General features: G+C 72.7%; 10 protein-coding genes. 3 read left to right on the top strand and 7 right to left on the bottom strand.

Going from position 1 to position 13,449, the window contains the following annotated elements; all coding sequences use genetic code 11:
• Nucleotides 1-55 precede the first annotated feature (55 nt).
• The gene (locus ACZ7LV_RS21575) at nt 56-2,641 is read right to left on the bottom strand and encodes a bifunctional FO biosynthesis protein CofGH (protein ID WP_471941353.1); all 2,586 of its coding nucleotides are present in this window, start codon (nt 2,639-2,641) and stop codon (nt 56-58) included.
• Nucleotides 2,642-2,783: 142 nt separating this feature from the next.
• The gene (locus ACZ7LV_RS21570) at nt 2,784-3,629 is read right to left on the bottom strand and encodes an LLM class F420-dependent oxidoreductase (protein WP_471941352.1); all 846 of its coding nucleotides are present in this window, start codon (nt 3,627-3,629) and stop codon (nt 2,784-2,786) included.
• A 119-nt stretch (nt 3,630-3,748) separates the two neighbouring features.
• On the opposite strand from ACZ7LV_RS21570, the gene ACZ7LV_RS21565 reads away from it, so the two are divergent.
• The gene (locus tag ACZ7LV_RS21565) at nt 3,749-5,266 is read left to right on the top strand and encodes a CehA/McbA family metallohydrolase (RefSeq protein WP_471941350.1); all 1,518 of its coding nucleotides are present in this window, start codon (nt 3,749-3,751) and stop codon (nt 5,264-5,266) included.
• Between the two features lie 17 nt (nt 5,267-5,283).
• Here the strand turns inward: ACZ7LV_RS21565 and ACZ7LV_RS21560 are convergent, their stop codons facing one another.
• A complete protein-coding gene (locus ACZ7LV_RS21560) occupies nt 5,284-6,099 on the bottom strand; it encodes an endonuclease/exonuclease/phosphatase family protein (RefSeq protein ID WP_471941349.1) in 816 nt (271 codons plus the stop codon).
• 77 nt (nt 6,100-6,176) lie between these two features.
• Between ACZ7LV_RS21560 and ACZ7LV_RS21555 the strand changes: the two genes are divergently transcribed.
• Both ACZ7LV_RS21555 and ACZ7LV_RS21550 read left to right on the top strand, forming a co-directional pair.
• Nucleotides 6,177-6,587: a nitroreductase/quinone reductase family protein gene (locus ACZ7LV_RS21555; protein WP_471941347.1), complete on the top strand. Its 411-nt coding sequence runs from the start codon at nt 6,177-6,179 to the stop codon at nt 6,585-6,587.
• Between the two features lie 70 nt (nt 6,588-6,657).
• Nucleotides 6,658-8,058, top strand: coding sequence for an alpha/beta hydrolase family protein (locus tag ACZ7LV_RS21550; RefSeq protein WP_471941346.1), 1,401 nt, complete (start codon nt 6,658-6,660; stop codon nt 8,056-8,058).
• A gap of 13 nt (nt 8,059-8,071) precedes the next feature.
• Here the strand turns inward: ACZ7LV_RS21550 and ACZ7LV_RS21545 are convergent, their stop codons facing one another.
• From ACZ7LV_RS21545 to ACZ7LV_RS21530, 4 genes are all read right to left on the bottom strand, one after another.
• Entirely contained in the window at nt 8,072-9,517 is a 1,446-nt protein-coding gene (locus ACZ7LV_RS21545) for an aldehyde dehydrogenase family protein (protein WP_471941344.1), read from the bottom strand.
• Nucleotides 9,514-11,244 (bottom strand): N-acyl-D-amino-acid deacylase family protein, encoded by a 1,731-nt coding sequence (locus ACZ7LV_RS21540; protein WP_471941342.1) that lies wholly within the window; start codon nt 11,242-11,244, stop codon nt 9,514-9,516. Before ACZ7LV_RS21540 ends, ACZ7LV_RS21545 begins: the two co-directional genes overlap by 4 nt.
• Before the next feature lie 115 nt (nt 11,245-11,359).
• The gene (locus ACZ7LV_RS21535) at nt 11,360-12,478 is read right to left on the bottom strand and encodes an LLM class flavin-dependent oxidoreductase (RefSeq protein WP_471941340.1); all 1,119 of its coding nucleotides are present in this window, start codon (nt 12,476-12,478) and stop codon (nt 11,360-11,362) included.
• A 95-nt stretch (nt 12,479-12,573) separates the two neighbouring features.
• Complete coding sequence (locus ACZ7LV_RS21530; RefSeq protein WP_471941338.1) at nt 12,574-13,344, bottom strand: SDR family NAD(P)-dependent oxidoreductase; 771 nt, start codon at nt 13,342-13,344, stop codon at nt 12,574-12,576.
• Nucleotides 13,345-13,449 lie beyond the last annotated feature (105 nt).

The raw sequence follows: 13,449 nt of genomic DNA, 5'->3' as shown, positions 1-13,449 counted from the left end.
CCCCGACACACCGAGGGTCGGATCATCGTACTGTGCGCGCCTGAACGCCCCGCCCTCAGTCCAGCACCGGCAGCAGCTCGGGCAGGTGGCCGTCGGAGGCCGCCGCCGCCTGCTGCCGCTCCTCGGGGACCTCGCCGTACAGCGTGGTGCGCGGGCGGGCCGGCCGGCCCGCCGCCTCGGCCACCGCCACCAGGTCGCGCACCGACTTGTAGGAGCCGTAGGACGAGCCCGCCATACGGGAGATCGTCTCCTCCATGAGGGTGCCGCCCAGGTCGTTGGCGCCGGAGCGGAGCATCTCCGCCGCACCGTCCGCGCCCAGTTTGACCCAGCTTGTCTGGATGTTCGGGATGTGCGGGTGCAGGAGCAGCCGGGCCATCGCCGTCACCGCGCGGTTGTCCCGCACCGACGGACCGGGGCGGGCGATGCCCGCCAGGTAGACGGGCGCGTTGGTGTGGATGAACGGCAGCGTCACGAACTCGGTGAAACCGCCGGTCCGCTGCTGGATGCCGGCCAGCGTGCGCAGGTGGCCCAGCCAGTGGCGGGGCTGGTCGACATGGCCGTACATCATCGTGGACGAGGAGCGGATGCCCAGTTCGTGCGCCGTCGTGACGACCTCGATCCAGGTCGCCGTGGGCAGCTTGCCCTTGGTGAGGACCCAGCGGACCTCGTCGTCCAGGATCTCCGCCGCCGTGCCCGGGATGGAGTCCAGGCCCGCCTCCTTGGCGGCGCTCAGCCACTCCCGGATCGACAGGTCGGTGCGGGCCGCGCCGTTGACGACCTCCATCGGCGAGAAGGCGTGCACATGCATGCCGGGGACGCGTTCCTTGACCGCTCTGGCGATGTCGAAGTACGCGGTGCCGGGCAGGTCGGGGTGGATGCCGCCCTGCATGCAGACCTCCACCGCGCCGACGTCCCAGGCCTGCTGGGCGCGGTCCGCGACCTGGTCCAGGGAGAGCGTGTACGCGTCGGCGTCGGTGCGGCGCTGCGCGAAGGCGCAGAAGCGGCAGCCCGTGTAGCAGACGTTGGTGAAGTTGATGTTGCGGGTGACGATGTACGTCACGTCGTCGCCGTTGACCGACTTGCGCACGTCGTCCGCGACGCGGGTCAGGGCGTCCAGCGCCGGACCGTCCGCGTGCAGCAGCGCCAGCGCCTCCTCGTCCGTCAGCCGTGTCGGGTCGTCCGCCGCCGTGCGCAACGCCGCGCGCACGTCGGTGTCGATGCGCTCCGGGGCCATGCCGGGGGCGGCGGCCTCACGCAGGGCGCCCCAGTCGCCGTAGACCTCGTCGAAGTCCTCGCGGCGGTCCGAGGTGCGGCCCTCGGTGTCGATGGCGGTGTGCAGGTCCGTGCGGCCGGAGGAGACGAACGCCTCGTCCGGCTCCTGCCAGGGCAGCCCCTCGGGCAGCGCCCCGGACCGCGCGAGGCCCGTCTCCGGGTCGGCGAGCGCCGCCACGTGCGGACGCAGGCGGGGGTCCAGCCAGGGCTCCCCGCGCCGCACGAACTCCGGGTAGACGCACAGGCGTTCGCGCAGCTCGAAGCCGGCGGCGGCGGACCTGGCGGCCAACTCCTCGATCTGCGGCCAGGGGCGTTCGGGGTTCACGTGGTCGATGGTCAGCGGGGAGACGCCGCCCCAGTCGTCGATGCCGGCGCCGATCAGCCGCTCGTACTCGGAGTCGACCAGGTTGGGCGGGGCCTGGAGGCAGCCCGAGGGGCCCATGATGTGCCGGGCCACGGCCACCGTCGCGACCAGTTCGTCCAGTTCGGCGTCCGGCATGCCGCGCATCGCGGTGTCCGGCTTGGCACGGAAGTTCTGGATGATCAGCTCCTGGACGCCGTGGTACGTCCGGGAGACGCGGCGCAGCGCGAAGAGGGACTCCGCGCGCTCCTCGTAGGTCTCGCCGATGCCGATGAGGACGCCGGAGGTGAAGGGGACCGAGGACCTGCCCGCGTCCTCCAGCACCCGCAACCGGACGGCCGGTTCCTTGTCCGGGGAGCCGTGGTGCGGGCCGCCGGGCTCCGACCACAGACGCTCGGCCGTCGTCTCCAGCATCATGCCCATGCTCGGCGCCACGGGCTTCAGCCGCTGGAAGTCCGTCCAGCTCATGACGCCCGGGTTGAGGTGGGGCAGCAGGCCGGTCTCCTCCAGGATGCGGATGGAGACGGCGCGGACGTAGGCGATGGTGTCGTCGTAGCCGTGCGCGTCGAGCCATTCGCGGGCCTCGGGCCAGCGGTCCTCGGGCTTGTCGCCGAGGGTGATGAGGGCTTCCTTGCAGCCGAGGGCCGCGCCCTTGCGGGCGATGTCGAGGACCTCGTCGGGCGACATGAACATCCCGTGCCCGGCGCGGCGCAGCTTGCCCGGCACGGTGACGAACGTGCAGTAGTGGCACTTGTCCCGGCACAGCCGGGTGAGGGGGATGAAGACGCTCTTCGAGTACGTGATGACGCCGGGCCGGCCGGCCGCCTCCAGTCCCGCGTCCCGCACCCGGGCGGCGGACGCGGCGAGGTCGTCGAGGGCCTCGCCGCGGGCCTGGAGCAGTACGGCCGCCTCACGGACGTCGAGGGCGACGCCGTCACGGGCGCGTTTGAGGGCGCGACGCAGGGAGTTCTCGGTGGGTCCGGTTCCGGAGGTCGCGGAAGTCGTCATTCTTCGAGCATACGGTCGGGCTCCGCGGCTCCAGGGAGGGACGGGGTCGGTCCTGGGGGGCGAGGTGCGCCGCCGGGCGCGGGTGCGTCGGGGCCGGTCGCGCGGTTCCTGGCGCCGCTCGGCCGGCTCCCCGCCCGGTCGGCTACACGTACGGGGTGTACGCGTCCAACACCCGCAGCACCTCCGCCTCCCCGGCCGGCGGCAGTTGTACGACGACCTCCTCGATGCCGAGTTCCGCGTAGTGCGCGAGCTTGCCCGGGGCGGGGTGGACGGCGTACGGGACGACCTGGAGCGCGGACGGGTCGCGGCCGGCGTCGGACCAGGCGGCGCGCAGCACGGGCAGCGACTCGGACAGACCGCGCCCACCGATGGGCAGCCAGCCGTCGGCGTACTCGCTGATGTGCGCGAACAGCTTCGGCCCCGCGGCACCGCCGACGAGGGTGCGCGGCCCGACGACCGGCCCGCGCGGCTTCTGCACCGGCTTCGGGTACGCGAAGCTGGCCCGGACGCTGCCGGACTCGCCCTGGTAGCCGGTCGGTTCCTCCGACCACAGGGCGCGCATCAACGCCATCCGGTCCCGGACCAGTTCGCGTCGCGTCCGCCACTCGACGCCGTGGTCGGCGGCCTCCTCGACGTTCCAGCCGAAGCCGAGGCCCAGCGTGAAGCGGCCCCCGGAGAGGTGGTCGAGGGTCGCGACCTGCTTGGCCAGGTCGATCGGGTCGTGCTGGGCGACCAGCGTGATGCCGGTGCCGAGGCCGAGGCGCTCGGTGACCGCGGCGGCCTGGCCGAGGGCGACGAAGGGGTCGAGGGTGCGGCCGTACTCGGGCGGCAGGTCGCCGCCCGCCGGGTACGGGGTGGTCCGCTCGACCGGGATGTGGGTGTGCTCGGGCAGATACAGCCCGGCGAAGCCCCGCTGCTCCAGTTCCCGGGCGAGCCGGGTCGGGGCGATGGTCTCGTCCGTGAGGAAGATCGTGACGGCGATGCGCATGCCCCATCTCTACCGGGGGAACGTCCATCTGTCCATACCGACTGGTCGGGATCATACGGGGACCGAGGTGTCGCCCCGAGGTGTTCCGGAGTTCACGCCGGGCGCCCATCCTGGTCGGCATGTGTGACGAGGACGCAGGGATCGGAAGACGCACGCTGTTCGTGACGGGGACCGCCGCCGCGCTGACGCTCTCGGGTGTGAGCTTCGCGTCGGGCGCCGACAGGCAGCAGACGAGGACCGTGCGGGGCACCCTCCCGCCCGGTTCACCCGACTTCGTGTACGTGCCGGTGGAGATCCCCTCCGGGGTACGCGAACTCAAGGTCGCCTACACCTACGACCGCCCGCCGGTCCCCGCCGGCACGCCGGGCAACGCCCTCGACATCGGCATCTTCGACGAGCGCGGCACCGACCTCGGCGGCCAGGGCTTCCGGGGCTGGTCGGGCGGGGCGCGCACGGAGTTCTTCCTCCGGGCCGACGAGGCGACCCCCGGCTACCTGCCGGGCCCGGTACGGCGCGGCACGTGGCACATCGCGCTGGGCCCGTACACGGTGGCGCCGCAGGGGCTGACCTACGAGATCACGATCACGCTGACGTACGGTGAGCCCGGCGAGGCGCCGAGCGTGACCTACCCGCCGGAGCGGGCCAGGGGACGCGGCCGGGACTGGTACCGGGGCGACTGCCATCTGCACTCATGGCACTCCGACGGCCGGCGCACACCCGCCGAGATCGGGGCCCTGGCGCGGGCGGCCGGGCTGGACTTCGTCAACAGCTCCGAGCACAACACCCACTCCGCGCACGCGCACTGGGCCGACGTCGCGGGCGAGGACCTGCTGGTGATGCTGGGCGAGGAGATCACCACCCGCAACGGCCACGTCGTGGCGCTCGGCACCGACCCCGGCACCTTCGTCGACTGGCGCTACCGGGCCCGCGACAACCGCTACGGCCGGTTCGCCCGCCAGGTCCGCAGGGCGGGCGGCCTGGTCGTCCCCGCCCACCCGCACTCCAACTGCATCGGCTGCAACTGGAAGTTCGGCTTCGGCGAGGCGGACGCCATCGAGGTGTGGAACGGCCCCTGGACACCCGACGACGAGATGGCGCTGGCCGACTGGGACAGCATGCTGGTCGCGTCCGCGCGCGCGAAGGGGCGGGAGGCGGGACGGGACTGGATCCCGGCCATGGGCAGCAGCGACGCCCACCGGGACCCGGACGTCGTCGGCCACCCGCAGACCGTGGTCCTCGCCGACGACCTGACCCGCGAGGCCGTGCAGGCGGGCATCCGGGCGGGCCGCTCCTACGTCGCCGAGTCGCAGCACGTCACCCTCTCCTTCACGGCGTCCGGCGGGCGGGCCCGGCACGCCGGCATCGGCGAGCGGCTGAGGGTCGGCCGGGAGACGCCGGTGACGGTACGTCTGGAGGTGAGCGGCGCCCCGCGGTGCGTGGTCCGCTTCGTCACCGACCAGGGCGCGCTGCACACCGCTGCCCCGCTGCCGGTGTCCGGCAGCGGCGTCGTGGAGTGGCGCACGACGCCCGCGTACGCGGCCTACGTCCGCGCCGAGCTGCGCCACGAGGCGGCGCTCGGACCGCTGCCGGGCGCGATGGCGGCGTTCACCAACCCGATCTTCCTGGGCGGCGCGTGAGGTGACCCGGCCGGGCCCTACAGGGCCAGGTCCGCGACGACGGCCAGGTGGTCGGAGGGCCAGACGCCGTCCACCGGGCCGTCGCCCGCGCGCCGGACGGACAGGACGCGGCCGAGTCCGTCCGGGCCGGGCGGGCCGACGTGGACGTAGTCGATCCGGGCGCCGGGCGTGTGGCCGGCGGCCACGTAGGGGTTGGCCGGGTCCCAGGTGTGGGAGGGCGCGGCGGGGTCGGCGTACTCCCAGGCGTCCAGCAGGACTTGGCGGGGGACGGCCGGGGCGGTGCGGTAGCCGCCGAAGAGGCGGATCTCGTCCGAGTCGGGCCAGGCGTTGAAGTCACCGGTGACGACCGCCGGGTACGGGGTGTCGCCCCGGTGCTCGGCGACGAACTCGGCGAGCGCGCCGACCTGTCGGCAGCGGGTGGCCGACGCGTGCAGCTGCGAGGTGAGGTGGGTGGTGAAGAAGGGCACGCTGTACGAAGGTGTGGCCAGGCGGGTGTAGAGGGCCAGGCGGCCGTCGTCGACGTCCGTCGGGGCCGGGAGGGGGAGGACGGCCTGTTCGGTGACCGGCCAGCGGCTGAGGACGGCGTTGCCTATGCCGACCGCGGGATCCCCGATGCGCCGCTGCCAGCGCTCGGGGGCGTGCGAGGGGGCCCAGGCCCAGTGCAGGCCGAGTTCGCCCGCCAGCCACCCGGCGAGGTTCTCGCCGCCGGCCTCCCACACCTCCTGCAGGCCCACGACGTCGGGGCGCAGCTCGCGCAGCGTGCCGAGGATCGCCTTCCGCCGATCCGCCCAGGGCCCGAACCGCCACCACAGGTTCCAGGTCACGACCCGCATGCACACCGTCCTCGTCGCGCCGCGTTGCGAGGACCATTGAAGCAACGCCCCGTCACGACACAGGAGTCACCCCACCGATGAGCCGCGTCGACGACCTCAGATTCCGCGCCGCCACGACCTTCCAGCGCCACGTCCTCAACCCCGTCCTGCGCCGGGTCCCCCTCCAGACCCTGCTGGAGACCACCGGCCGCGTCTCCGGCCTGCCTCGGAGCACCCCGGTCGGCGGGCGTCGCGTCGGCGACTCCTTCTGGCTGGTCTCCGAATTCGGCGACCGCTCCCAGTACGTCCGCAACATCCGGGCCGATCCGCGGGTGCGGGTGCGGCTCGGCGGACGGTGGCACGAGGGGACCGCCCACCTGCTGCCCGACGACGACCCGAGGGCCCGGCTGCGGGAGCTGCCGGTCATGAACAGCTCGGCGGTGCGGGCCATCGGCACGAACCTGCTGACCGTACGGGTGGACCTGGCCGACGGCGGGGCCCGCCCCTGACGGCCGTTCGGGCGAGGCGGGCGCGTGGCGTGCCGGGACCCGGCGACCGAAGGTCGTACTTTCACGTCGTATGAAGGACGTTTCCGGAGACTGCGCGCCCTCGCCCACCCGTCGCACCGCGCTCGCCGGACTGGTCGGCGGAGCAGGGGCCGTACTGGCCACCGGGTGCACCCCGACCGGTGCGAGCGCGCCCACGGCCCGCGCCACCACCGCCTCCCCCACCGCGGCCAACCCCACCCCCGGCGTGATGACGCTGTTCGACGACCCGGCCTTCAACTTCAACGGGCTGCTGGCACTCGGCGGGTCGGGCTACGGATCCGCCGAGGTCGGCGAGGTGCTCACCGCCGTCAACACCATCAACCGGGCCGGACTGTCCGCGCAGTCCTTCGTCGCAGGCTTCAAGAAGCTCGGCGACCAGCTCATGGCGGCGCCCCAGGGCGACAGGCCCGACGACCAGACCACCCGGTGGCGGGCGCTGCGGGCCGCGCAGTACTACGGGCAGGCGCTGTTCTTCGTCCTCGGCTCGGACGACCCGGGCAGCGAGGAGCGGATGTACCAGGCCGGACGGGGGGCCTGGGACACCTTCTGCGGGCTGTGCGACCCGGCGCCGGTCACCGAGAACGTCCCCTACGGCAGGACGCCGCTGCCCGTGTGGTTCTTCCGGCCGGACACGTCCGCCCAGCGCCGCCGCACGGTGATCCTCACCAACGGCAGCGACGGGCAGAACGTCGACATGTGGACGTACGGCGTCCAGGCCGCCCTGGAGCGCGGCTGGAACGCGCTCGTCTACGACGGGCCCGGCCAGGGGCAGTTGCTCTTCGTGGACCAGGTGGTCTTCACCCCGACCTGGGAGAAGGTCGTCGGCCCCCTCGTCGACTGGCTGACCGCCCGCGCCGATGTGGACGCGGACGCCATCGCCCTGACCGGGCTGAGCATGGCGGGCGACCTGGCGCCCAGGGCGGCGGCCTTCGAGAGCCGGCTCGCGGCCGTGGTGGCGATGCCCGGCTGCCTGACGCCCTGGCTGGGCTTCCCCGCGCAGGTGCGGGAGATCCTCCGCCCGAGCAAGTCCGAGACCAACGACATCTGGAACAAGGAGGTCGTCCCCGAGCTGCCCGCCGCCGACGCCGCGACGCTGAGGAAGCGCTTCGAGCCCTTCTCCGTACAGGCGATGCTCGACGCCCGTAAGGGCAGGACGTTCACCGACTTCTACACCCCCGCCAGACGCATCGAGGCGCTGGACATCACGGACGTCGTGGGCCGCATCAAGATGCCCGCGCTGGTGCTGGACTACGAGGACGAGCAGTTCTACCCCGGACAGGCCCGCCAGATGTTCGACAAGCTGACCTCCCCCAAGGACTACGTGAAGCTCACCGCGGCCACCGGGGCGCAGCTGCACTGCTCCCCGATGGCACCGCAGCAGCACTGCGAGGTCGTCTTCGACTGGCTGGACGAGACCCTGCCGGGCAGCTGACCCCCGGGGCTCCTCACCCCGGCCACACGATCGCCTGCACCTCGCTGTAGGCGTGCAGGGCGTACGAGCCGACGTCGCGGCCCACGCCGCTGCGCTTGAAGCCGCCGAACGGCGCCTCCATGTTGCGCCCGACAGTGTTGACGCCCACCCCGCCGGCCCGCAGACGGCGGGCCACCCGGAAGGCGCGGGCCACGTCCCCTGACCAGACGTAGTCGATGAGGCCGTACTCGCTGTCGTTGGCCAGGGCCACGCCCTCGTCCTCGTCGTCGAAGGGGACGACGACCACCACCGGGCCGAAGATCTCCTCGCGGGCCACCCGCATGTCGTTGGTGCAGTCGGCGAGGAGGGTGGGCGCGACGTGGAAGCCGGTGTCCAGGGCGGGCCGTTCCCCTCCGGTGACGACCACCGCGCCCTCCTTGCGGCCGAGTGCGACGTAGGACTCCACCCGGTCCCGGTGCGCCGCCGAGATCAGCGGGCCGACGACCGTGTCCCGCTCCCGGGGGTCGCCGACCTTCAGACGGGCCGCGTAGGCCGCCAGCCCCTCGACCAAGCGGTCGTACACGCCCCGCTGGGCCAGCACCCGGGTCGGTGCCGTGCAGATCTGGCCGCTGTAGAAGGAGAACGTCGTGCCGATGCCGGTCACCGCGGAGGCCAGGTCCGCGTCGTCGAACACGAGCGCCGCGCCCTTGCCGCCCAGCTCCATCAACTGGCGTTTCATGGAACGCCCGCAGACCTCGGCGATGCGCTGCCCGACCGCCGTGGAGCCGGTGAAGCTCACCATGTCGACGTCGGCGGACTCGACGGCCGCCTCGCCGACCCCGGCCGACCGGCCGGAGACGACGTTGACGACACCCCTCGGCACACCGGCGCTCTCCAGCGCCTCCGCCATCCGGTACACGGAGAGCGGGTCCTGCGGGGCGGGCTTCACCACCACCGTGTTGCCCATGGCCAGGGCGGGGGCCACCTTCCCCGCCGTGTTCGCCCACGGGTTGTTGTACGAGGTGACGCAGGTGACGACCCCGACCGGCTGGCGCACGGCCAGCGCGCCCATCACGCCGGCCCTCCCCATCGGTCCCGCCTCGTTGATCTGCGGTGCGACCGGCCACTCGGCGGGCTCGACGCGCGCGTACCGGCGGAAGCGGGCGGCGGCGACCCCGACCTGCATGCGCCGCGCCGTGACCGTGGTCGCCCCGGTCTCCGCGCGGGCCAGATCCGTGTACTCCTCCATGTGCCCCGCGATGACGTCCGCCGCCCGGGAGAGGATCGCCGCCCGCTCCTCGGGTGCCGTGCGCGACCACGGCCCGAAGGCCTTACGGGCGGCGGCGCAGGCCGAGCGCACCTGCTCGCGCGAGGCCTCCGGCGCCCATCCGACGATCTCCTCGGTCGCCGGGTCGATCACCTCGTAGGCGCCGCCGTCCGGCTCGACCCACGCCCCGTCGATGAACAGCCGACGGCTCACCGGGTGCTCACCGTGCGGGTGTCCCGCCCCGACCGCAGCACCCGGCCCGGCACCGCCCCGCTCACCACGTCGTCCCGGATCGCCTCGACGCCGTTGACCCAGACCGCCCGCACGCCGATCGCCCGGGAGTCGAGCCGGGGGCTGTCTCCGGGCAGGTCGTGCACCAGGGTGGCCGTGCCGGCGTCGACGCGCCCCGGGTCGAACAGGACGAGGTCGGCGTGGCAGCCCTCCTGGATCCGGCCCCGGTCACGCAGCCCGAAGAGCCGGGCCGGATCGTCGGTGAGCATCTTCACCGCCTGCTCCAGGCCCACCAGCTTCCGCCCGCGCAGACAGTCGCCGAGGAAGCGGGTGGTGTACGGGGCGCCGCACATGCGGTCCAGGTGCGCGCCCGCGTCCGAGCCGCCGAGCAGGACGTCCTCGTGCTGCCAGGTCTCGGCGCGCAGCGCCCAGGAGGCGGGGTCGTTGTCGGTGGGCATGGGCCACAGCACCGTCCGCAGATCGTCGTGGGCGCAGATCTCGACCAGGCAGGCGAACGGGTCCTGGCCGCGTTCGGCGGCGATGTCGCGCACGACCCGGCCCGACACCCCGGCGTTCTCCGCGCTGTAGGTGTCGCCGACGACGTACCGGCCGAAGTCCGTCAGCCGCCGGAAGACGCCCGCCTCCTTCGACGCCGCCCGCTCCAGCATCCCCTCCCGTACGGCGGGGTCCCGCAGCCGCCGGATCCGCTCCGGCACGGGCAGGGCGAGGATCTCGCCCCAGCCCGGGATGAGGTTGAGCGCGCAGAAGGTGCCCAGCGACATGTTCATCGGCGTGAGGATCGGCATCGTCAGCGCCACGACCCGGCCGCCCGCCTTGCGGGCCCGCTCGCTCGCCAGCAACTGCCGGGGCACGCGCTGCGGGACCGACGCGTCGATCGTCAGCACGTTCCAGTTCAGCGGGCGTCCGGCCGCCGCGCTCATCTCCACGAGCAGGTCGATCTCGGCGTCGCTGAACTGGTCCAGGCAGCCCGCGACGATGGCCTCGATCTGCGTCCCCTCGCGCTCGCCGACCGCGCGCGAGAGGGCCAGCAGCTCGGCGGGCCCGGCGTGCCGTGACGCGACCGGCTGCCCGTCGCCGTCGGAGTGGGTGGAGGACTGGGTGGTGGACAGCCCCCAGGCCCCGGCGTCCATGGCCTCGTGCAGCAGCCGCACCATGGCGGCGAGCTGCTCCTCGGTCGGCTGCCCGCCCACCGCGCCCGGCCCCATGACGTACCGGCGCAGCGCGCAGTGCCCCACCATGAACCCGGCGTTGACCGCGATCCGCCCCTCCAGGGCGTCGAGGTACTCCCCGAAACCGTGCCAGTTCCAGGGCGCCCCCTCCTCCAGCGCCACCAACGACATCCCCTCGACCTTGGACATCATCCGGCGCGTGTAGTCGGCGTCCTCGGGCCGGCCGGGGTGGAGCGGCGCGAGGGTGAACCCGCAGTTCCCCCCGGCGACGGTGGTGACGCCGTGGTTGAGCGAGGGTGTCGCGTACGGGTCCCAGAACAGCTGGGCGTCGTAGTGGGTGTGGGGGTCCACGAACCCGGGCGCGAGGACGAGCCCGGCGGCGTCCTCGGTGCGGCGGGCCTGTTCGGTGACACGGCCGACGGTGACGATCCGGCCGTCCCGGACGCCGACGTCCGCGGTGCGCGCGGGCGCGCCGGTGCCGTCCACGACGGACGCGCCCTTGATCACGTGATCGAGCATGAGTTCACCTCCTGGTTGACGCTGCGACCATGCGGGCAGGGGGGCGGGGCGCCATGGATGTGCGGCTCCGCCGCGTGGGCGCGACCAGCCCCACCCGCCCGCACCCGGACAACCCTCAAGCCCCCGCCCGGAACCGCGAGGTCCGATGCACGGGATCCGTGTCGATCTTCGGAATCACGTGCTCCCCGATCAGCCGGATCGTCTGCAGGGTCTCCTCCTTCGGCACCCCCACCGGCAACCCGAAGCTCAGCTGATCGGCCCCCGCCTGCTCCCACCGCTTGCACTGGCGCAGCACCTCGTCGGGGTCACCGCAGATCAGCAGTTCCTCCTCGACGAGCACCTCCACGAACTCGGCCGTGTACTCGGGCAACGTCTCCGGCCAGATGGGGAACCCCTCGGGGCGCGGGAAGGTGTCGTGGTAACGGAACACCAGCGAGGGCAGGTAGTGCAGCCCGCCGTTCACGGCGATGCGTATGGCCTCGTCGTGCGTGGGCGCGCAGATCGCGGTGGTGGTCACCATCACGTTGTCGTTGACGAAGTCCCCGATCGGTTCGGCGTCCACGACCGCCGTCTTGTACTGCTCCAGCACCCACTCCATGTCGGCCACCTTCTGCACGCTGAAGCCGAGCACCCCGAGCCCCTTGCGGGCCGCCATGGCGTACGACGGCGGCGACCCGGCCGCGTACCACATCGCGGGGTGGGACTTCCCGTACGGCTTGGGCAGCACCTTGCGGGGCGGCAGCGACCAGTGCTTGCCCTGGAAGCCCTCGTACTCGTCCTGGAGCCACATCTTGGGGAACTCGGCGATCGTCTCCTCCCAGATCTCCTTCGTGTGGGTCATGTCGGTGATGCCGGGGAGGAAGCCGAGGATCTCGTGCGAGCCGGCGCCCCGGCCGCTGCCGAACTCGAAGCGGTTGCCGCTGAGGTGGTCGAGCATGGCGACCTTCTCGGCGACCTTCACCGGGTGGTTGACCTGGGCGAGCGGATTGAAGATGCCGGAGCCGAGGTGGATGCGCTCGGTCGCGTGCGCGAGGTAGCCGAGGAACACGTCGTTGGCGGAGAGGTGCGAGTACTCCTCCAGGAAGTGGTGCTCCGACGCCCAGGCGTACTTGAAGCCGGACCGGTCCGCCTCGATGACGTACTCGGTCTCCTCCATCAGCGCCTTGTGCTCGGCGAGCGGGTCGGTCTCGGCGCGCTTGCCCACGTATCCCTGTACAAAGAGCCCGAATTCCACGGAGGTTCACCGTCCTCTTTTTCTGACGTTTCGTCAGATCGTCGTGCGGCCGACTCTGGCACCGGTGGTGTGGACCGTCAATAGCTGACGGACCATCAGATAACGCTGACGCCGGCCAGCCATCCGCCGTCGATCACGAACGGCTGGCCGGTGATGTAGGAGGAGTCGTCGCAGCTCAGGAAGAGTGCCAGCCGGGCCACCTCCTCCGGCCGCCCGGCCCGGCCGAGCGGCACCAGCTTGCGGTACAGCCCGTCCAGCGCCCTGCCGGTCACCTCGGGGTCCGCGGCCGGGTCGAGCCGGGCCGGGTTGGACATCGCCGTGTCGACCGCGCCGGGGCACACGGCGTTCACACGGATCCGGCGCGGGGCCAGTTCCAGGGCGGCGACGCGGGTGAGGCCGAGGACGGCGTGCTTGGTCGCCGCGTACGTGCCGACGGCGGCCATGCCGGTCATCCCCGTGTACGAGGCGGTGTTCACGATCGTGCCGCCGTCCGCCATCTCCGGGGCGACGCTCCGGATGCCGAGGAAGCAGCCGACCTGGTTGACCTGCACGACCTGCATGAACTCGGCCAGCGGCGTGTCCACCAGGGCGTTGAAGCGCAGGATGCCGGCGTTGTTCACCAGCCCGTCGATCCGGCCGTACGCCTCCTTGGCGGCGGCCACGGCGGCGGACCACTGGTCCTCGCACCCCACGTCGAGATGGACGTAGCGCGCGCCGATCTCCTTGGCGAGGGCCTCGCCCTGGTCGTCGAGGACGTCGGTGACGACCACATCGGCACCCTCCTCCCGGAACAGCCGGGCCTCCTGCTCCCCCTGCCCCCGCGCGGCACCGGTGACGATCACGACCCGTCCGTCCAGTTTGCCCATCGCTCCTCCTTCAGGAAACGGCGTCGGGCACGGTAGCTGACGGGCCGTCACATCAGAAGCCCGGCGGAGACATCCCGGGGCGGACGCGTGGCCGTTACCCTCGTG

The organism is Streptomyces sp. NPDC107562 (assembly GCF_055657325.1).
The sequence above is the reverse complement of the archived record's forward strand: the minus strand, read 5'-3'. Positions and strand labels throughout refer to the sequence as shown.